Source organism: Bacillus paramobilis (assembly GCF_038096195.1).
GTDB classification, from domain to species: domain Bacteria; phylum Bacillota; class Bacilli; order Bacillales; family Bacillaceae_G; genus Bacillus_A; species Bacillus_A mobilis.
Window position 1 is genome coordinate 2,435,834 of the sequence record NZ_CP151108.1, and the last position, 20,619, is coordinate 2,456,452.

Annotated in this window: 17 protein-coding genes and 2 other annotated features; of the genes, 13 read left to right on the forward strand and 4 right to left on the reverse strand. The window is 35.5% G+C overall.

The window, feature by feature from the left end; genetic code table 11:
* Positions 1-13: 13 nt before the first annotated feature.
* Positions 14-1,516 (reverse strand): malate:quinone oxidoreductase, encoded by a 1,503-nt coding sequence (locus AABL52_RS12560; protein WP_063259466.1) that lies wholly within the window; start codon positions 1,514-1,516, stop codon positions 14-16.
* 380 nt (positions 1,517-1,896) lie between these two features.
* Here AABL52_RS12560 and AABL52_RS12565 point away from each other — a divergent pair, with 380 nt between their 5' ends.
* The 5 genes from AABL52_RS12565 to AABL52_RS12585 all read left to right on the forward strand — a co-directional run bounded on the left by AABL52_RS12565 (position 1,897) and on the right by AABL52_RS12585 (position 9,279).
* Positions 1,897-2,931, forward strand: coding sequence for a DUF2332 domain-containing protein (locus AABL52_RS12565; RefSeq protein WP_341519715.1), 1,035 nt, complete (start codon positions 1,897-1,899; stop codon positions 2,929-2,931).
* Between the two features lie 371 nt (positions 2,932-3,302).
* A complete protein-coding gene (locus AABL52_RS12570) occupies positions 3,303-5,042 on the forward strand; it encodes a sigma 54-interacting transcriptional regulator (RefSeq protein ID WP_341519555.1) in 1,740 nt (579 codons plus the stop codon).
* A 240-nt stretch (positions 5,043-5,282) separates the two neighbouring features.
* Positions 5,283-6,887: an ATP-dependent acyl-CoA ligase gene (locus AABL52_RS12575; RefSeq protein WP_341519556.1), complete on the forward strand. Its 1,605-nt coding sequence runs from the start codon at positions 5,283-5,285 to the stop codon at positions 6,885-6,887.
* A 44-nt stretch (positions 6,888-6,931) separates the two neighbouring features.
* Entirely contained in the window at positions 6,932-7,723 is a 792-nt protein-coding gene (locus tag AABL52_RS12580; protein WP_341519557.1) for an enoyl-CoA hydratase, read from the forward strand.
* 119 nt (positions 7,724-7,842) lie between these two features.
* Positions 7,843-9,279: a GntP family permease gene (locus tag AABL52_RS12585; protein WP_341519558.1), complete on the forward strand. Its 1,437-nt coding sequence runs from the start codon at positions 7,843-7,845 to the stop codon at positions 9,277-9,279.
* Between the two features lie 142 nt (positions 9,280-9,421).
* Here the strand turns inward: AABL52_RS12585 and AABL52_RS12590 are convergent, their stop codons facing one another.
* Positions 9,422-10,018 carry a GNAT family N-acetyltransferase gene (locus tag AABL52_RS12590; protein WP_423250475.1) on the reverse strand — a complete coding sequence of 199 codons (597 nt, stop codon included), beginning with the start codon at positions 10,016-10,018 and terminating at the stop codon, positions 9,422-9,424.
* A gap of 60 nt (positions 10,019-10,078) precedes the next feature.
* On the opposite strand from AABL52_RS12590, the gene AABL52_RS12595 reads away from it, so the two are divergent.
* From AABL52_RS12595 to entB, 3 genes are all read left to right on the forward strand, one after another.
* Entirely contained in the window at positions 10,079-10,570 is a 492-nt protein-coding gene (locus AABL52_RS12595; RefSeq protein WP_016134759.1) for a hypothetical protein, read from the forward strand.
* Positions 10,571-10,713: 143 nt separating this feature from the next.
* Complete coding sequence (locus AABL52_RS12600; protein ID WP_341519559.1) at positions 10,714-11,475, forward strand: glycosyltransferase; 762 nt, start codon at positions 10,714-10,716, stop codon at positions 11,473-11,475.
* A gap of 239 nt (positions 11,476-11,714) precedes the next feature.
* Complete coding sequence (entB, locus tag AABL52_RS12605) at positions 11,715-13,133, forward strand: cell wall-binding protein EntB (RefSeq protein ID WP_341519560.1); 1,419 nt, start codon at positions 11,715-11,717, stop codon at positions 13,131-13,133.
* Between the two features lie 50 nt (positions 13,134-13,183).
* Here the strand turns inward: entB and AABL52_RS12610 are convergent, their stop codons facing one another.
* Positions 13,184-13,702, reverse strand: a complete 519-nt coding sequence (locus AABL52_RS12610; protein ID WP_341519561.1) for a kinase — start codon at positions 13,700-13,702, stop codon at positions 13,184-13,186.
* A 100-nt stretch (positions 13,703-13,802) separates the two neighbouring features.
* On the opposite strand from AABL52_RS12610, the gene AABL52_RS12615 reads away from it, so the two are divergent.
* Genes AABL52_RS12615 through AABL52_RS12630 form a run of 4 tightly spaced genes read left to right on the forward strand, consistent with a single transcriptional unit; the run spans position 13,803 to position 15,751 of the window.
* Positions 13,803-14,108 carry a YfzA family protein gene (locus AABL52_RS12615; RefSeq protein WP_016087417.1) on the forward strand — a complete coding sequence of 102 codons (306 nt, stop codon included), beginning with the start codon at positions 13,803-13,805 and terminating at the stop codon, positions 14,106-14,108.
* Positions 14,109-14,121: 13 nt separating this feature from the next.
* The gene (locus AABL52_RS12620) at positions 14,122-14,670 is read left to right on the forward strand and encodes a GNAT family N-acetyltransferase (protein ID WP_341519562.1); all 549 of its coding nucleotides are present in this window, start codon (positions 14,122-14,124) and stop codon (positions 14,668-14,670) included.
* Between the two features lie 5 nt (positions 14,671-14,675).
* Positions 14,676-15,224, forward strand: coding sequence for an isochorismatase family protein (locus AABL52_RS12625; protein WP_070168905.1), 549 nt, complete (start codon positions 14,676-14,678; stop codon positions 15,222-15,224).
* On the forward strand, positions 15,221-15,751 hold the full coding sequence (locus AABL52_RS12630; protein ID WP_341519563.1) for a cysteine hydrolase family protein: 531 nt from the start codon (positions 15,221-15,223) through the stop codon (positions 15,749-15,751). The genes AABL52_RS12625 and AABL52_RS12630 overlap by 4 nt, the downstream gene beginning before the upstream one ends.
* A 124-nt stretch (positions 15,752-15,875) precedes the next feature.
* On the opposite strand, the gene AABL52_RS12635 is transcribed toward AABL52_RS12630, so the two are convergent.
* Positions 15,876-16,313, reverse strand: a complete 438-nt coding sequence (locus AABL52_RS12635; RefSeq protein WP_097843557.1) for a YndM family protein — start codon at positions 16,311-16,313, stop codon at positions 15,876-15,878.
* A 150-nt stretch (positions 16,314-16,463) separates the two neighbouring features.
* Here AABL52_RS12635 and AABL52_RS12640 point away from each other — a divergent pair, with 150 nt between their 5' ends.
* The gene (locus AABL52_RS12640) at positions 16,464-20,006 is read left to right on the forward strand and encodes a DUF4020 domain-containing protein (RefSeq protein ID WP_341519564.1); all 3,543 of its coding nucleotides are present in this window, start codon (positions 16,464-16,466) and stop codon (positions 20,004-20,006) included.
* 79 nt (positions 20,007-20,085) lie between these two features.
* Positions 20,086-20,322: a binding site (T-box leader), on the forward strand.
* 54 nt (positions 20,323-20,376) lie between these two features.
* Positions 20,377-20,612 (forward strand) — a binding site (T-box leader).
* Positions 20,613-20,619 lie beyond the last annotated feature (7 nt).

Here is a 20,619-nt window from a genome sequence, read left to right on the forward strand (position 1 = left end):
GACGTTTTTTTATTTAGTTATGAACTGTTTCTTTTTCATTTAATCCAAGTGTACGACCAGTCGAAGTGTGAAGGTCTTGGAACAATCTTGGGTTTTCAGTTAGTGAAATGCCGTAAGAAGGGATCATTTCTTTTATTTTTCCTTCCCATTCTACCATGCGGCTTGGGAAACATTTTTCTAATACTTCAAGCATGACGTGAACAGCAGTAGAAGCACCTGGTGAAGCACCTAGTAACGCAGCGATTGATCCATCAGCCGCACTAACAACTTCTGTACCGAATTGAAGTGTACCTTTACCGCCAGCATCAGTATCTTTAATTACTTGCACACGTTGCCCAGCAACTACAATATCCCAATCTTCACTTTTCGCGTTCGGAATGAATTCGCGTAATTCTTCCATACGTTTTTCATGTGATAACATAACTTGCTGGATTAAGTATTTAGTTAGTCCCATTTCTTTTACACCAGCAGCTAACATTGTTAAGACGTTATTCGGTTTTACAGAACCAATTAAGTCAAGGTTAGAGCCAGTTTTTAAGAACTTAGGAGAGAACCCAGCGAACGGTCCAAATAGTAAAGCTTTTTTATTGTCTATATATCTCGTATCAAGGTGAGGTACAGACATTGGCGGTGCACCGACTTTAGCTTTACCGTATACTTTCGCATGATGTTGCTCTACAACTTTTTGATTTTTACATACCATAAATAGTCCACTTACTGGGAATCCACCGATATGTTTTGATTCGGGAATGCCAGTCTTTTGTAGTAGAGGTAGGCTACCGCCACCGCCGCCGATAAAGACGAATTTTGCAGTGTGATGCTCGATTTTACCACTATTCATATCATGTACTTTCACTTCCCACAAACCATTTTTCGTGCGTTTAATATTTTCGACACTATGTTTGTAGTTCAGCTCGACATTTTTCGTTTGTAAGTAATCAAACAACATACGAGTTAATGCACCGAAGTTAACATCTGTTCCAGAGTCAATCTTCGTCGCAGCCATCGGTTCGTTTGGCGCACGTCCTTCCATAATGAGTGGAAGCCATTTTTTTAATGTTTCAGGAGCATCGGAAAATTCCATACCTTGAAACAGTGGATTTTTTGAAAGCGCTTCAAAACGGTTTTTTAGAAACTCAACATTTTTTTCACCTTGTACTAAACTCATATGAGGTAGAGGCATAATAAAATCTTGTGGATTACGAATTAATTTGCTTTTTACAAGATATGCCCAAAATTGTCTTGAAAGCTGGAATTGCTCATTCACTTTTACAGCCTTACCAATATCTATAGATCCGTCAGATTTTTCGGAAGTATAGTTCAGTTCGCATAGCGCAGAATGCCCTGTACCTGCATTATTCCATTCATTAGAGCTTTCTTCCCCGGCACTTGCGAGTTTTTCAAAAACTTTAATTTCCCATTCAGGTGCTAATTCTTTTAGTAATGAGCCTAACGTTGCACTCATAATTCCTGCACCAATTAAGATAACGTCTGTTTTTTGCTGCATGTTGCTCATGATAATCTCTCCATCCCCTATATTGGCAAAAAAGAGTAGGTGTTTTCTATGTCTAAGCCGTAAAAGAGAAACACCGCCTAGGCCCCACCTAGGTATTTACCTTTTTTGTCTCAATTGTATAACCATCTCATACTCTATTATAATAATTAATAGACTAAAATATCTAGTGTTATCTGATAATTTTAAACTATTTAACGTTTTATTCGCCAAAAATCTTATTTAACAAGCTCTTTCAAGGTGATAAATAGAAAAAAATTACAGTTTGAAATTATCTCGAAAAAGCTTACGTATCGTAAATTGGGTAGAAAGGATACCTTTTTATGGAATGTTTGCACTATAAATAGTAAGATTATTCTGTAAAAACAAAAGGAGGGATACCAATACGTACACAAGAACAAATCGCAAACTTATTTCGAAACTTTTCAATAAAGGAATGTAAAGGGTCAAGTGACTTATATGAATACTTATCAATACAAATTGCTGAAGATGAGGAAGTGCTTACACTATCTTCCTACGCTCAAGTAGGCCAACCAGTCCCCAACTTATTATTAGGCGCCGTACATTATTTATTACTTGCAGGGAAAGAACATCAGTTAAAAACGTATTATAGTAGCTTAGTTGAAAATAAGAATACAAATTTAGACCAAGCGTTTGATCATTTTAAAGACTTTTGTAAAGAGTACCGAGAAGAAATCATTACTTTGTTACAAACAAAACTCGTTCAAACGAATGAAGTAAGGCGATGTGCGTACTTATACCCAAATTTTTGCTATATATTTAATAAAGTGGAAAAGCCGTTAGCGTTAATCGAAATTGGGACAAGTTCTGGATTACAACTATTTTGGGACCAATATAGCTATTCGTACGGAACAGATGAAATATACGGAAATGTAAATTCGAATGTACATTTAACTTCTGAAATAAGAGGGGAGAATGTACCACATTTTCTAAAAGAAAGTCCATCTGTCGTAGAAAGAATCGGACTAGACTTACATGTAAATGATTTACATAGTGATGAAGATTATTTATGGCTACGTGCACTCATTTGGCCAGAACATAAAGAAAGACTTGAAATGTTTGATCAAGCCGCATCTTTAGTGAAAAATGAATCTGTCCAATTAATAGAAGGAGATGGTGTGGAGCTATTGCCATCTATTATTGAACAAATAAGTGATGATGCTGTAATCTGTATTTTCCATACACACGTCGCAAATCAAATACCTGAACAAGTAAAACATAAATTAGAAAAACAAATACAAGAAATCGGTGCAAAACGTGATGTATTCCACTTGTATAACAACATGTGGGACCGGGACCTTCATATTGATTATTATATTAACGGAAACGAATATCGTGAAACGGTTGGGGAAACGGAAGGGCATGGGAGATGGTTTAGTTGGAAGCTTTGGGATTGAACTTTATGCTAAAGAAAACCTATCAATTATGGGTTTATTCACCAATGTTTGTAATAAAAACAGTTGGCAGAAGGTAATCCGTCAACTGTTTTTTCTTTTTATTAAACTTGTTTTATGTATCCAATGTAAGTGTTAAACATGTCCATGCTGCATGTTGCAAATAGCCCATGAGATAATCTTCTTCCAAGAGAAGCTAAAGAAAGTGGATTATAAAACTTTTGCTAGTGCCAAAAAAGAAGCTATTGGTAAATGAGCTATATTACTAGTTTAAGAATTTATTACTTCAAACGGAAAAACCAAGGGAAAGTAAATATTTAAAATGAATATATAATACATGCGAGAATGAGCAAAATTGGATAGGAGGCTTCCAAATGCATATGGACGAACGAATGAATTGGCAGGTAACTAGTCAGGCTCTTCAGGTAATGAATAACGGAATTGCTGTTATAAATCATGATGGAATCATCACATATAGCAACAAACTATTCTGTAGCATGTTACATAAAAAAGAAAATGAAATAATAGGTCAGCATATATCAACGATTATTCCTGATCGGAAGAAGTTAGTAGTGAATCAAAGTGATAGTTTGTACAGGTATGAATGCAGGAGTGGAAACCAAGTTTTAATTGTGAATGAATCCCGTGTATATCAGAATGAGACAGAATACGGATCAATTGCCATTCTGGAAAGTAAGGGGAAAAGTATACAGTCTTTGGAAAGCATCATAAGTCGATATGAAAGTGCCTTACATTTACTGTCTGAGTGCATTCTAGGGGTAAATGAACAAGGAATTGTTAATTTTTTAAGTGGTTCTTATGCACAATTTTTAGGGATTGATGATCCGAAGAAAGCGATTGGAAAGCATTGTACGGAGGTTGTTGAGAATACGAGGATGCATATTATCGTAAAGACGGGACAGATGGAAATTGGGCATATCCAGCGTATAAGTAATCGGAATATAATCGCAACGCGCATACCTATAATAAAGGAAGGTAAGATTATTGGAGCAATTGGTAAAATTATGTTTCATGATATACAGCAGTTTAAAGCTTTGGGAGACCAAATTAGTGAAATGGAATCAAAGCTATCTTACTATCAAACTGAATTACAGCGGCTGCAAGAAGGGCGACTTTCCTTTCAAAGCATTATAGGAGAGAGTGCAAAAATGAAAGAAGTCAAAATGATGGCTTTAAAGGTTTCTAAAAGTCGGTCTACCGTTTTGATAAGAGGAGAAAGTGGTACAGGAAAAGAGCTCTTTGCGCATGCGGTACATCGTGCAAGTCCACGTGCAAATGGTACATTTATTCGTTTGAATTGTGCTGCGATTCCAAGGGAGCTTTTGGAGGCTGAATTGTTTGGATACGAAGAAGGGGCTTTTACAGGAGCGAAAAAAGGCGGTAAGCCTGGAAAGATTGAATTAGCCGATAAGGGAACGTTGTTTTTAGATGAAATTGGTGATATGTCTTTGGATATGCAGGTGAAGTTGCTTCGTGTATTGCAAGAGAAAGAGATTGAAAGAATTGGAGGTACGAAAATTCAAAAGGTTGATGTCCGTTTCATTGCGGCGACACATCGAAATCTCCGTGAAATGGTGCAAAGAGGGGAATTTAGGGAGGATTTATATTATAGGTTGAATGTGTTTGAGATTGATATTCCTCCGTTGCGAGAGAGAAAAGAAGATATGATACATATAACGGAATTTTTAATTAAGAAATTGAATGGTGAGCTAGGTAGTAATGTTCTTTCATTGGATAAGAGAGTAAGAGACATATTCATGGAACATGATTGGCCAGGGAATATTAGAGAGCTAGAGAATGTGTTAGAACGAGCGATGAATGTTATAGAAGAAATGATTATTCAAGTGCATCATCTTCCGGCATATTTACGGAAAAAAGATTTGGAAGAAGAGCTAAACCATGTAACATTTACGACGGACCAAGATAAGCATGAGATGAGTTATGTACTGCAGGCGGAAGTGGAAGCTGCTGAAAAACGTGCGATTACGAGAGCTTTGGAAAAAACAGCTGGAAATATAAAAGAGGCAGCCGAGCTTTTAGGAATTCATCGGGCCAGCTTATATCGAAAAATAGAGAAGTACGAAATGTCATGAAGGAAAGCAAAGGGCAAACAGGCCCTTTTTTTGTTTGTAGCAATAAACATTGTCTCTCTTTTGCGACATTTTCTTATATATGCGACATGGTTGCTAATATTTGTAGCGTAAATGCGACATGTGAAATTAGACAAGTAAGGGAGAGTACGAAGGAGTAAGGGAATAGGGAATGAGTCGATTTTTGGCATGCTTCTTGCTATATAAATAAAAAGAATTTTAGCAGGAAGGGGATGGAATTCAATGTTGAAAAATCAAAGTTTACCGCATTTTATTATGCAAAGTATCGAAAAAACACCTAGTAAAGTGTATTTACAATTTGAAGAACAAAGGATTACATATGAGGAGCTTTATCATCGAATTGCAAGAGCCATAGCAGGATTTTGTGAGCTCGGTATTCAAAAAGGAGACAAGGTTTGTATTATGCTTCATAACACTCCTGAATATCTGGATGTTTGGTTTGCTTTATCTTTCATGGGAGCAATTGCGGTACCTCTGAATGTGCATTTAAAAGGAGAAGGCTTGCAGTATATTGTAGCCCATTCTGATTGTAAGTTAATTATTGTTGATAAGGAGTTTGTTCCTCAAATTGCTTCTTGTTTGTCATGTATACAAAGGGACATTCAAATTGTTGCTTACGGAAGAAATGAAAGCGTGTTCATTAAAGGCGATGGTAAGGAGCGGTCAGTAATCGAATTGAAAGATGTACTACATACAAATAACCATCACCTTCCAAACGAATTTGTTTCTTCCACTTCTATTAACAGTATCCTATATACCTCTGGAACAACTGGATTACCTAAAGGAGTCATGTTAAGTCATTCTGCCTATGTAAATTCTGCGCAGTCATTTGCCAACTATATGGTTGGTGCAAGTTCAAAAGATGTCTTATTTACAGCGCTTCCGTTATTTCATATAAACGCCCAGGCTCATACAGTACTTGGGGCTATTTCTTCTAATGCGACGATCGCTCTTGGTAAACGGTTTAGTGCTTCTAGATTTTGGAGTGAAATTCGCAGTCATGGTGCAACCATTTTTAATTCTTTAGGATCTATGATTCCTATTCTTTACAAGCAGCCAGAAAAGGAAAACGATAATGACAATTTAGTAAGGGTGACGGCTTGCGCTGCTACGCCTAAGGAGTTTTGGAAGCCGTTTGAGGAGCGATTTGGCGTCCGGATTGTGGAAGGTTACGGATTAACGGAAACGACTGGTTTTTGTGTAACGAATCCAATTCATGCCAACAAGCCACCTTCTATAGGAAAACCATATTCTTACGTAGAGACGAAGATTGTCAATGAAGATGGAAATGAGGTACGGACTGGTGAAATTGGAGAGATTTTTATTCGTTCCTTACAGAGACAAGCATTCATGGAAGGTTATTATAAAATGCTTGATAAAACAGAGGAGGCAATGAAGGAAGGATGGTTCCATACAGGAGATCGAGGTTATCTAGATGAGGAAGGTTATCTATACTTTTGCGATCGAATCAAACAGTGTATCAGGAGGCGTGGTGAAAATATCTCCTCTTGGGAAATCGAAAAAGTTGTGAATAATCATCCAAAAATACTTGAATCAGCGGCCATAGGTGTCCCGTCAGAAGTGGGAGAAGAGGATGTCAAATTATATGTGATTGTAAAGAAAGATGAAACGATGTCCCATGAAGAGATTCTAGATTGGTGTCAAGAACGTATGGCTTACTTTATGGTACCTAGATATGTTCAGTTCAGTGAAACTTTCCCAAAAACCGCGACGGAACGGATTCAAAAATTCAAGCTGCAGGAGGAAGGAATCGGCGGTGCTTGGGATCGTGAACGGGTCGGTTATGTAATTAAAAGAACGAGTTGATGTGCTAATTTTACCTCATATCATATTAGAAAGAAGGGAATGGATTGGAAAATAAGCGAGTTGTTACATGGTCCAAAGAAAATGGAATCGCAACGATTATCATTGATAATCCTCCTGTAAATGTACTAAGCGGTGCTGTGGTAGAGCAACTGACGGTAGCGGTCGATGAAATTGAACGGGACGATGAAGTAATTGTTGTACTTCTAACTGGCGCTGGTGGAAAGGCCTTTGTTGCAGGAGGGGACATTAAGTCGTTTCCGGAATGGATTGGGAAAGGAAGTGAATACGCGGAGGGAAAATCATTGTGGCTTCAGAACCCGTTAAATAAAATTGAAAGATTGCCGAAGCCTGTAATTGCTGCTATTAACGGACTAGCGCTTGGGGGCGGGTGTGAATTAGCTTTATCGTGTGATTTACGGATTATTGAAGAACACACCCAAATCGGGCTTCCGGAAGTAAAATTAGGCTTGTTTCCAGGTGCGGGAGGAACGCAACGTTTACCTCGATTAATCGGAACTGCAAGTGCAAAGGAAATGATGTTTACTGGTGAACCACTCACTGCTGAAGTAGCATGGAGAGTTGGTTTGGTGAATCATGTTGTTCCGCGTGGCGAATCGCTGAATAAGGCGAAGGAACTAGCATTGAAAATAGCTCGGTTTTCTCTTCCTGCATTATCTTTGATGAAGCAATCTATCGATAAAGGGATATCTTCTTCTCTTGAGGACGGATTAAAAATAGAAGCTGAAAATTTTGGACATGTGTTTCAAACGAGTGATGTAAAAGAGGGAGTGGAGGCTTTTATAGAAAAGAGGGCACCAATCTTTCATCATAAATAAAAAACTATAACTATAATATGCAAAAAGTAATGCCTGCTCTGACAGGCATTACCACAATATATACAAACAGAAAAGGATACAAAGTTGAAAAATCCATATTATAGAAGGGGATTGGGGTTATGGATTTATTGATTGTATTGTTATCGCTTGGCTTACTCATTTTTGTAGCTTACCGAGGATTCTCAGTCATTTTATTCGCTCCGTTATGTGCGTTGCTCGCTGTATTTTTAACAGAACCAGCGAATGTTTTACCGTTCTTTTCTAATGTTTTTATGACGAAAATGGTCGGATTTATAAAATTATATTTTCCTGTATTTTTGCTTGGAGCGATATTCGGTAAAGTGGTGGAAATCACTGGAATAGCAGAAAAAATCGCGAAAATTATTATCCATTTTATAGGCGTGAAAAGAGCAATTCTTTCCATCGTATTAATGGGAGCGATTCTTACATACAGTGGTGTCAGTTTATTTGTGGCAGTATTTGCGATTTATCCATTTGCGGCGCAATTATTTCGCGAGGCAAATATTCCGAAACGTCTCATTCCAGCGACAATCGCATTCAGCGCATTTACGTTTTCGATGGATTCACTTCCTGGATCGCCTCAAATCCAAAATGTTATTCCAACTACGTTCTTTAAAACAGATATTTATGCCGCTCCTACATTAGGAATTATCGGAGCACTGTTTATCTTCATATGTGGTATGTTGTATTTGGAAAGGTGTAGGAAGAAGGCTGCTGCTAAGGGAGAGGGGTACTTCGGAAAAGGCGGTGCCACTTCTGAGATGGCTGCCACAACTAGTGCACAATTGGTGCAAAATCCGATTGCTTCAAGCGATGTAATTCCAGTTAGTTACTGGATAGCTTTCCTTCCGCTTATACTGGTTGGCGTAATGAATAAAGTCTTTACAGCATTCATCCCTGTTTGGTATACAAAGGGATTTGATTTTGCATCCATAGGTTTGAAGGAGTACGGAACAATTGATATGGGACAAGTCGTGGGGATTTGGTCTGTGGAAATGGCACTACTTATCGGTATATTGTCTGCTATTTTATTAAATTTCCAAGCAATAAAAGAACATTTTCAATCTATTACAAGCGTGGGCGTAAGTGGTTCAATCTTAGCTGCCATGAACACCGCAGCTGAATATGGGTTTGGTGCCGTTATAGCAGCTTTACCTGGATTTGTCATGATTCAAAACTATTTAACGGGGACTTTCTCAAATCCTTTAATTAGCGGAGCGGTCATGACGAATATATTGTGTGGACTGACGGGATCAGGCTCGGGTGGAATGAGTATTACATTAGGTTTAATGGCAGAAAAATATATTGAAGCGGCCACGAACTTTGATATTCCGTTAGATGTGCTACATCGTGTAATTGCAATGGCGGCAGGAGGTATGGATACTTTACCTCATAACGGAGCAGTTATAACCTTACTTGCAGTTACAGGATTAACGCACAGGGAGGCTTATAAAGAGATATTTGGTATTACGATAATTAAGACTTTAGCCGTATTCTTCGTTGTTGGAATGTATATGATGTTTTCTATTGTATAGTAGGGAGATCGATTGTCTGCTATAAATAACGCAGACTTCAATTTGAAATTATGAATAGTGGTAAATAGAAAAAGTCACCATTGCATAAGATGATGGCTAAGAGGAAGAGGAGATACTACTAGTAGTATCTCCTTTTATTTAGTTAAATATATGTACATAATATTTCCCCAGGCAATCCATCAATCTCGCAAACTTTCTCCAATATAAAACCTACATATATTAAAATTTTGCGAGAGGGGACATTGTTCGGATCAATAATTGCTTTTAGTACGTTTATATCTGTCTGCTTTGCTATATTCATTAATTCCTTTGCAATTCTGCCACCATATCTTTTTCCCCAGTGCTCTGGCAAAATCATATATCCAATTTCAGCTTCTTTAACATAATCCTCGTTTACCGTAACATGTAAAAGACAAACATATTCATTTGTAATAGAATCATACACTTTATAGGAGCTGAATAGTTGATGGTTTTCATTGGGCTTTAACAGCCTTGTAACGTCATTTTGTGCTGCGTCTAACGGAATAGCGCGTTCGGTAATTTGCGCCAGTACTTCTTTATTTGATATGGGTTGAAAATATAAATTAAAATCTATTTCTTCAAATTTAGCTTTTGCATAATATTCCTCCAAACTAATTTTTAATTGTTCTTCAGAAAAGATTAATGATAAGTAAATCATAATTTCAATTATAAAATGATTGATAAAGTGAATTGTTAATTTTTGATCGATGCCGTACATACAATATGTAATTAAGTACGTGTACTATGGAGCGAATACAGAAAAGGGTGAATGAAGCATATGAATTCATTTGAGCAAATGATGTACGTTGGTGTCATTATGTCTATTGTATTATCCGTAATGATTTTAGGATCTTTATATTATAATCCTCGTCTTTCGTTAACTGATTATCCGAAAGATATTCAAAAGGTAGTTTTTCCAAAATCGATTCATGAAAAAAAGCAAACGATTTACTTTAATGTCGTATATAATGCTATTCTTTTCGGTACTCCTTTCGTTTCTACATATATACTACATAAACATGGAAAATTATTATTTATTGATGCCTATTTACATACTTTTGGTATTTTAATGATTTTTAATGTAGTAGATTTGTTTATACTTGATTGGCTAATCTTTTGCTGGATTACCCCAAGATTTGTTGTGATTCCTAGTACAGAAGGCATGAAGGAATACAAAGATTATAAGTTTCATTTAAGAGGGGCTATAGTCGGCACAAAATTTTTAGCAATCGTAAGTTTGTTTTTAGCGGGACTTGCGACAACTATGTAGCATAAAAAGTATTGTTTCATTTTGTTTGGATAGAAGAATTCTAGGTGACTTTTAACATGTTTTTAGTTTTTATAATACAGTCTCATAAATATTAATATATGTTATATAGATTGAAAATTTATTTTATAAAAAGGGGAAGTGTTATGAAGGAAACAAATGAATCTTCAGGCATTGATTTGAAAAAAGGTGTAAAGTTTTCTATTATAATCCCTGCGCATAATGAAGAAAAGTACATTGGAAAATGTTTAGATTCAATTTCAAAGGCAGCGGAAGCATATAAAGGTCAAACTGAAGTGATAGTGGTTTTAAATCGTTGTACAGATAAAACAGAGGAAATCGCAAAGGAGTATAACTGTATTACATTAAAAAATGATGATAAAAATTTATCTAAAATCCGAAATGCAGGGGCCATGATAGCTACTGGGGAAATAATCATTACTATAGATGCTGATACCCAAATGACAGAGTCTTTTTTGTCTAACGTAGACAAATATTTAGTTTCAGGTAAATACATTGGCGGTGGGGTAACTGGAAAGTTTGAAAGAATATCTTTAGGAATAATTGTTTCCGCACTGTTAATTATAATTCCAATATTTTTTAAGTATGGGGCTATATCTGTCGGGATTTTTTGGTGCTATAGAAAAGACTTTATGGCGATTAACGGATTTAACGAAAACATGCTTATGGCTGAAGATGCAGATTTTGCAAAGCGGTTAAAAGAATGGGGGAAACAAAAAAATAAGAAATTCGGTACAATAAAAAATGGAATGATAACTTCGTGCAGAAGATTTGATACATATGGAGATTGGACTTTAGTTAAAAATCCAAAAATAATCTTAGCTTATTTAAAAGGAAATGATAAAAAATATGCAGATAAAACATATTATGATAACCAAGAAAGATAACTGTAGAAATTCTTAAACAAATAGCCTTTCGTTCACCTCATTTTATATATGATGAGGTGATTTTTTATTTAAAGAACGCTATAAATTTGATTTTTTTGAAGAAAAAGGATATTTTTAACAACAATATATTAAGTAGTATTAATATATTGTTACAAAAGTTTTGATATTCTGTGAAAACACCTAATTTTATGGAAGCATTTGATATAATAGAAGTCAAAAAAACGTAATGGAGGCCTAATATGAAAAAAATAATTGGCGCAGCAACAGCAACAGTTTTTGGGATGGGGGCTTTTACCACAGTTGCTACTGCAGAAAAAATCGTAACAGCGGATGTACTAAACGTACGTGAAAAGCCAACTACGGAATCAAAAGTTGTCGAAAAGGTAAAGGAGGGACAAGAGTTAAAAGTAATAAATACCGAAGATGGATGGTCAAAAATTGATTTAAACGGTAAAGAAGTGTTTGTAAGCTCAGAGTTTACAAAAGATGTGTATCATGTAACAGCGAATTTGTTAAATGTCCGTTCTGATGCAAATACAGAATCAGAAATACTTGGTAGACTGAAAAAAGATGATGTTATTGAATCAACGCATCAAGTAAAAGACGGTTGGCTACAATTTGAGTATAAAGGAAAAACAGCCTATGCAAATGTTTCTTTCCTATCAAGTACAGCACCAGTTGAAAAAAAAGCTGAAGAGAAAACGAAGCAAGTAGCAAAAGTACAAAAAACGGTTAAAGCTAAGGAAGAAGTGAAAACACAAAAGGTAGCAAAGCCTAAGGAAGAAGCGAAAGTCCAAGAAGTAGCAAAGCCTAAGGAAGAAGCGAAAGTCCAAGAAGTAGCAAAGCCTAAGGAAGAAGCGGAAGTCCAAGAAGTAGCAAAACCTAAGGAAGAAGCGAAAGTCCAAGAAGTAGCAAAACCTAAGGAAGAAGCGAAAGTCCAAGAAGTAGCAAAACCTAAGGAAGAAGCGAAAGTCCAAGAAGTAGTAAAGCCTAAGGAAGAAACGAAGGCTAAAGAAGAAGAGAAAGCCCAAGAAATAGCAAGAGCTAAGGAAGAGGCCAAAGCCCAAGAGATAGCGAAGGCTCAAGAAATAGCAAAGGCTAAAGAAGAAGCAAAAGCCCAAGAAATAGCAAAGGCTAAAGAAGAAGAGAAAGCAAGAGAAATAGCAAGGGCTAAGGAAGAAGCAAAAGCCCAAGAGATAGCGAAGGCTCAAGAAATAGCAAAGGCTAAGGAAGAAGAGAGAGCAAGAGAAATAGCAAAGGCTAAAGAAGAAGAGAAAGCAAGAGCAAGAGAAATAGCCAAAGCTAAAGAAGAAGCAAAAGCAAAAGAAGAGTCTAAAAATAACATACAGTCTGCTAAACGTGAATTAACGGTAGTAGCGACAGCGTATACTGCTGATCCAAGTGAAAATGGTACATATGGTGGTCGCGTTTTAACTGCGATGGGGCATGATTTAACGGTTAATCCGAATATGAGAATTATCGCAGTAGATCCGAAAGTAATCCCATTAGGATCTAAAGTATGGGTAGAAGGTTATGGCGAAGCTATCGCTGGTGATACTGGAAGTGCTATTAAAGGAAATCGTATTGATGTTTTAATGGGCTCAAAAAGTAAAGCTATGAATTGGGGAAGACAAACAGTTAAAGTTAAAATTTTATAATAAATATAGTTAACTAGATAGAAGTCAGTTCTCTTTATTGAGGCTGGCTTTTATTTTTGGATTACAACATCAGTAAGAATCGCATCAAATATATCTTTTTGCGTGAAGTTATCTGTAAAAATAGCTTCTCTGGTAACTTCAATTGTATCGTGCGGATTATACCATTTTTCTAGGGAATCCTCACCAAATTCATTTCGTCTATCCCTTGTGTTATGTCGTCGAATCGTTTCTTTTAACGATAAATCAAAGTAATATGTATAGACGTTTCCTTCGAAAAAATGTATTAATTCTTTCAGCATATCACCGTATCTACGATTGTTTAAAATGCCTTCTAAAATAACAAATTTACATTTTCCTTTTCCGTACTTTGTAATTTCAAATAGTAAATCATGTGATAAATTCCCCATCGTATCGTGTACTCTAAGCATATCTCTACGTACAACATCCTGTGATACTAAAAGTGTACCTTGTCCGAAATGTTCTTGTAATTGCTTTGCGATTGTTGTTTTACCACTTGCGGAGTTGCCTCTAAGAATGATTAAAGTTGATTTAAGTATAGGATTAGACATAATGTATTCCCCCAGCGTGAATGAGTATATAGAAAATTTTAACAAATAAAGTGCGAAAAGTGTATAATTAATAGGATTGAAATAAAAAGGTGGGAGTTAGATGGAACATGAATTAAATAAGGCGCAGCCGATTTGGAAACGGACATGGTTTCGCTATCTAGGGGCATTTATAATTGTTCAATTACTATTTATTATTTGTGAGATTACAGGATGGGCACCAAATTTTAAGCCAAGTGGAGAGTTTTTAAATAGAATTTTACATTCTGAATTTTTCACGGAATGGTTCACTCCATATGAAATTCCTCATTTTAATTTGTTTACAGCATTTTTTGCGATTACATTGTTACCATACGCATTAATTGGTGCAATGAAAGATTTCACAACAAGGAAAAATACAAATAATTAAAAAGAGGTATTATATGCTATTTCAAAAAGATCATGTATCGGTACGGTACGTAAAAGAAGAGGATGCACAGGTCATTTCAAAATGGTTAACAGACCCAGAAGTCTTGCAGTATTACGAAGGAAGAGATAATCCGCAATCTGTAGAAATGGTACTGAATCATTTTATACATAATCCAAATAGTCATGAAAAAAGATGTTTAATAGAGTTTGATGCCGTTCCAATTGGTTACATACAAATGTACCCAATTGATTCTGAGTGGAAAACATTATATGGCTATGAAGAATCACAAAATGTATGGGGAATGGATCAATTTATCGGAGAGCCGACTTATTGGGGAAAAGGAATTGGAATGAAACTCGTTCAGGCAGCAATTACATATATTATGGAGAACACGGGAGCAGAAGCAATCGCAATGGACCCGAAAGTAAATAATGAACGTGCGATAAAATGTTATGAAAAATGCGGATTTAAAAAGGTGAAGATATTAAAGGAACAGGAGCTGCATGAGGGGAAATTAGAAGATTGTTGGATGATGGAATATAAACGTATAGAGGATAGGTGATAAAAATGAAGGCGCTACTTGTATTAGATATGCAGAAGGGGATTTTAGAGTGTAAAGATTTTTCTGTTGAAAAAGAGTTAATCGCAAATGTTTTAAAACAATTTAAAGCAGAGAATGAACCTATTATTTTCTTAAAACACCGAGATGATAATCCAGAAAGTACGTTGTATTTTGAATCAACTGGAAGTGCATTAGTAGAAGAATATATCGAGTTTGCGGATTATATAGCCGAGAAGACAACACCTAGTGCGTTTAAAGATACAGGTGTTGAAGAAATATTAATGAAACATAAAGTTGATCATGTTGTTATCGTTGGATTTAATACGGAATTTTGTTGTTTATTTACAAGTATCGCTGCTTTTGAAAAAGGCTATAAAGTTACGCTCATTGAAGATGCGACGGGAACAGCTAACGATGAAGAAGTATACGAAATGCCTGGATTAGATATAAAGGACTTCATCGGATCAATCCTGAATTGGTCCCATGTAATTGAAGTACTATATTATGATGAATATGTAGAGGCCTATACAAACAAAGGGAGCTGCGCGAAATGAAAAAAGCTTTAATAGTAATTGATGTGCAAGCAGGTATGTATACAGCAGGAACGCCAGTACATAATGGGGAGAAGTTTTTAGAAATATTACAAGAACTTATTGGGCAATGTCGTTCTAATGATATTCCCGTTAGTTATGTACAACATAACGGACCAAAAGATCATCCGTTAGAAAAAGGTACAGAGGGCTGGAAAGTACATGAGGTGATTGCTCCGCAAGAAGGGGATAGTATTGTTGAAAAGGCGACGCCAGATTCATTCCATAAGACAAAATTAAACGAAGTATTACAAGAAAAAGGAATTGAACACGTTATTATTTCAGGTATGCAAACGGAGTACTGTGTGGATACGACAACGCGAAGAGCGTTTAGTGAAGGGTATAAAGTAACGTTAGTGAGTGATGCACATAGTACGTTTAATACAGAAGTGTTACGTGCGGAAGACATTGTAAAGCATCATAATGTGGTGTTTGGAGCGTTTGCTAATGTTGTTGCGTTAAAAGATTTGAAAGTGACTGCCTCTAAATAAGAGGTAGTTTTTTTATTATATGAACGATATCTTGAAAACATCGTTCATATAATTTCACGTACCATAATGAATACATGAAAAAGGAGCACCAAATAATTAAAAAGGGTGCTCCTGCATCGAAATGTTACTTCTTCTTATCTTTATCCAATATATTCTGTTCTTCAGCAAATTCTGTACCATACGCAAAGCGGCGATTAATATGAATGTTATCATTGTGGTGCCTTGTGTGCGAGTTAGAAAAACGATGAACGATTACTTCAGATAATGTAAAGACTGTAGCGGAAAGGAAGCTACCCCATGCAATTTGCATGTAATTGTCTAATAAAATATTACCGAAAATCCATACGCTTAAATACGTTAGTAAGAAATCCGACATAATGGCACCAGTATTGCCTATTCGGTTTAATATGATTTTATCGACGAACATATAGGATACGATTGTAACAAAGAGACTAAATGAAATAATTTGGACGAATGTTGCAGGGAAAAATAAAGCAAGTCCAATACTAAATGCGATAATGCACGATATAAACTTAATAAGAACTACAGTAAAACCATTCAATATTTACACCTCCGATTTATACATAGTTTTACAATAAATTTAGGAGTTCATACATTGTAACAAATATATTTATATAAAACTTTTTCACGTTCCATTTTTGTCTAAATATTAAAAAAACAAAGAAAAAATGTTATAGTAAAATGAAAGTATATGACATTTTTAGGTAAGGGGGAATCCATGGTGTGGATTACTTCAGAAGTAGAAATTCCAGATGAGTTAATTGATCATCTTGAACAAGGAAAGTTAGTACTATTTGTTGGAGCGGGGGTTTCTATGAAAGGGAAATCAAACTTACCGAATTTTGATGATCTAGTTGATGAAATTGCGAAGACGTTATATGTGGAAACGCGTGAAATAACAGAACCACATGATTATTATCTTGGTAAAATTGCGAAAACAAAAGACGTACATCAAGTTGCAAGAGATTTAGTTCATACTGAAAAGTCAAAGCCGAATCCGCTTCATTACACGATTCCAAGGTTGTTTCCTTTAGATACAGAAGTCCGCATCGTAACGACAAATTTTGATCGGCATTTTACAACTGCGATGAAAGAAATGAATAGAGAATTAAACGTATATTATGCACCTGCGTTACCTACAGGTAGAGCGTTTAAAGGACTCGCCTACATACATGGCAATATAGAACAAGAGAAAGAAGCGTTAATTTTAACAGATGGTGATTTTGGAAGGGCTTACTTGACGGAAGGGTGGGCAAGAAGATTTTTAGTTGATTTATTCTCGAATTATACCGTTTTATTCGTTGGATATAGCCATAATGACCCAGTAATGAAATATTTAGCGACTGGTTTACCACCAAGTACAAGGCGTTATGCATTTGTTGCACAAGGGGAAAATACGTACCACTGGGAGCATTTAGGAATACGGCCGATTGTATATCCGAATAAAGGTAATAATCATCAATCTCTTGTTAAAGCAGTGAAGCGATGGGCGGAATTAATGGGAGATAATTATATTACAAAACGAATGCGTATTCGTGACATAGTAACAGTTCCACCATCAGTAGAGCAGGAACAATTATCATACATAAAACAATCAATAAAAAAAATTGAAACAGTCCGCTACTTTGTTGAATTTGCTCATGATTATGAATGGGTGGAATGGCTTGAAGCAGAAGGAAAATTACAAAATTTATTTTTAGTTACATCAAACTATAATGAGGTAGATGAACTACTTGCAGAATGGTTAGTGGAACAATTTCTTTTTAGTCATCAAAAAGAATTATTTCAGTTAATTTTTAAAAATCATTCTAAACTATCTCCGTTATTTTGGAGAACAATTTGTAGCTACTTAAACGAGACGAAAATTGAGATGGATCCGTTGTTGTTTGCAAGATGGACACTTCTTTTACTAGAAACAGCTGAAAAAGATAGTAAATCAATTGAAAAAATTTCTTACTTACTACAAAAATGTTCTTTTCCTGAGCATAAAGAAATTGCATTATTATTACTAACGTTTATTTTGGATGGGAAGCTTAAGTTGAAGCGGGAGAGAAAATGGGGAAATGGTACGCAAGAATCAATAGAACTTGAGGAATCGAGTCGCTTACCAGTGTCTACATTTTCTTATGTGGAGCAAATTTGGAATGAGAAAATGAAACCTCATATTTCCTATTACGCCGTACCAATTATGATGATGGGAATAGAAAAGATGCGAATGCTATCACTACGACAAACGGCATTGAAAAAAAAGGGTAAGGAAAATGTTGAAAAAGAGTTTCAGCAAAATGATCTTGCCTTTTTAATTCAAATTGTAAAAGAGTGTTTAGCTTATTTATGTGAAAATAATGAGAAAAAAGCAAATTATTATATTACAGAAATGATAGAAGCAAACAGCGTGCTTCAGACCCGAATTGTAATTGATGCGATGAATAAAAACATATTTGTTAGCGCTGATGACAAAATGAAATGGTTGTTACAGGAAGGACTTCTTTTAAATGTCACGTATAAACAAGAAGTTTTTCAACTTATAAAAAATCATTTCGCATCTTCTTTAGAAAAAACAAAGGAAGAAGTCATTCAAATTGTACTGAAAGATCTTGCAGAGGAGAGGGCATTTGATGTTTGTTTAGTATTAGATTTATTATTCACTTGTGACTCAAATAGTCCATCTACAGCAAAAGGTTATGAGGTAATGAAGCAAAAACATCCTCACTTTCATTCTGAGAGATACAGTGTACAGAAGAAAGAAACCACAGAACAAAGTATTACTTGTAATGTAACTGCTGATGGATTATTACAGCTGAAAGGCGAAGAAATTATGAAACAAGTTCGGCAATTTTCTCAAGACGGTGTTTTTGAACAGCGTCATTTTTTAGAGATGTTATCGAAAGCATGTAAATTGAATACAGAATGGAGTATTTCATTTGCTTATCAATTAGTTAGCATGCATGAAATAAGTAATGAAGTATGGTTTGTTTGTATTAGAGAGTGGCGAAATAACCGAGGACTGACAAATGAACAAATCCAAAAAGTTATTCCGCTATTGCAGAAATTTGTTAGAAATACTGCTTTTCATTGGTTAATTAGTAGCTTTCTATATGAAATTAGTAATCGATTAGAGGAGCTAGAGGAGAATAGCATACGTAATGTGAAACGATTTGCTTTTTCGGTATTCCCTCAAGTAATGAAAAGTGATACAGATTTTAAGCTTGGAAAACAAGATTTCTACAATGAATCGATCCAGCATCCAGTTGGGAAAATGACAGCTGTATTATTAAAACTGTTATCATATGATCATTTATACGATCGTAACGTGTATGAATATTTATTTTTATTTGAAGAACAAGTGAGAGTTAGTTCAGAGCGGACAAATTACATGTTAGCTCGTTTAGTAGCAGATATAACATTTCTTTATCATATTGAGAAACAGTGGTGCCGAAAATATTTGTTACCGTACTTAGATTTAAAGAAGGAAAATGAGATTACGAAATATGCATGGGCAGGCTTATGTTACACGCAAATCAATTTACCTTTATTTACAGAAATGAAGCGATTTATTAAATATGCGGTAGAACATTTGGAAGTATTGCATCCGCATACGAGGGAAGCTTTCTTGAAATGGCTTAGTTTTGTATTTATTAAATGTGTACTGTATTGGGAGCAAAAAACAGATTGGTTATACCCGTTGCTTATACAAGAAAATGAAGAAAATAAAATTAAATTTATGCAGTTTTTATGCTATTACGTCAAAACGTTAAGTACAAAAGAACAACAAAAATTTTGGGCAGCTTGGCTCAGTATATTTTTGCGAGAGCGACCGAAAATGGGTGAAATCACAGCTAGAGAATATGTAATGCTTTTACGTATTATTTTATTTATGGATGAAATAGTAGAAAGAGGATTATCGATAATATGTAAATCATTTTCGGACGTGGGTGGAAAAGGGAATCAAATGGAGATAAAACAGTTATTTAATGAAATACTTGAAAAGACAGAGCGTATAAAAATGTCCAAAGATTTGTATGCAAATGCATTTTTCACTTTACTGCAAACGCTTCAGGAAGCTGATTTACTTGAAACGGAAATCATTCGAATAAAAGAAGTATTAATCCGGTATGGTGTAGAAAAATATGTATTAAATGCAATAGATAATGAGATAATTCGCATCGGAATTGTTATGGAGAATTTACAAGAAGAAATGCAGGGCGAAAGTGGAATTTTAAAAAATATATAAAAAGTTGTTGACAGTGTTTTGAAAAGCGTTCTATAATACGAATCATACTTATTCAATTTCAAAAAAACATTTGAATAAACAAAGTGCAATGAAGAGATCACAGTAGTGGTTAGTCTTACTGTAACAGAGAGCTGGTGGTTGGTGTGAACCAGTACAGGGATAATCATGAATTACAGTCTTGGAGCATCTTTTTCGTAGTAAAGATAGTTTCGTCTTTATGAAGAAAAAGCGGTCAATTGATCGTTAACAGTGAAGAGAGGTAGACGGAAAGTTAGTCTACAACTAGGGTGGTACCGCGATAAATATCGTCCCTACTGATTTATTCAGTAGGGACTTTTTGTATTTTAGTGGTCCAACTTGAAAATTAAATATTCATGCGTTGAAAGGAAAAGCAGTAGTTGTTGTTTCCCTGTAACAGAGAGCTGGTGGTTGGTGCGAACCAGTACAAAAACAAGAGCGAATTACAGTCCTAGAGCATCTTTTTCGTAGTAAAGAGAGTATTGTCTTTATGAAGGGAAAGACGGTCAGATGATCGTTAACAATGAAGAGAGGTAGACGAAAGAAGTCTACAACTAGGGTGGTACCGCGATAAATATCGTCCCTACTGATTGAA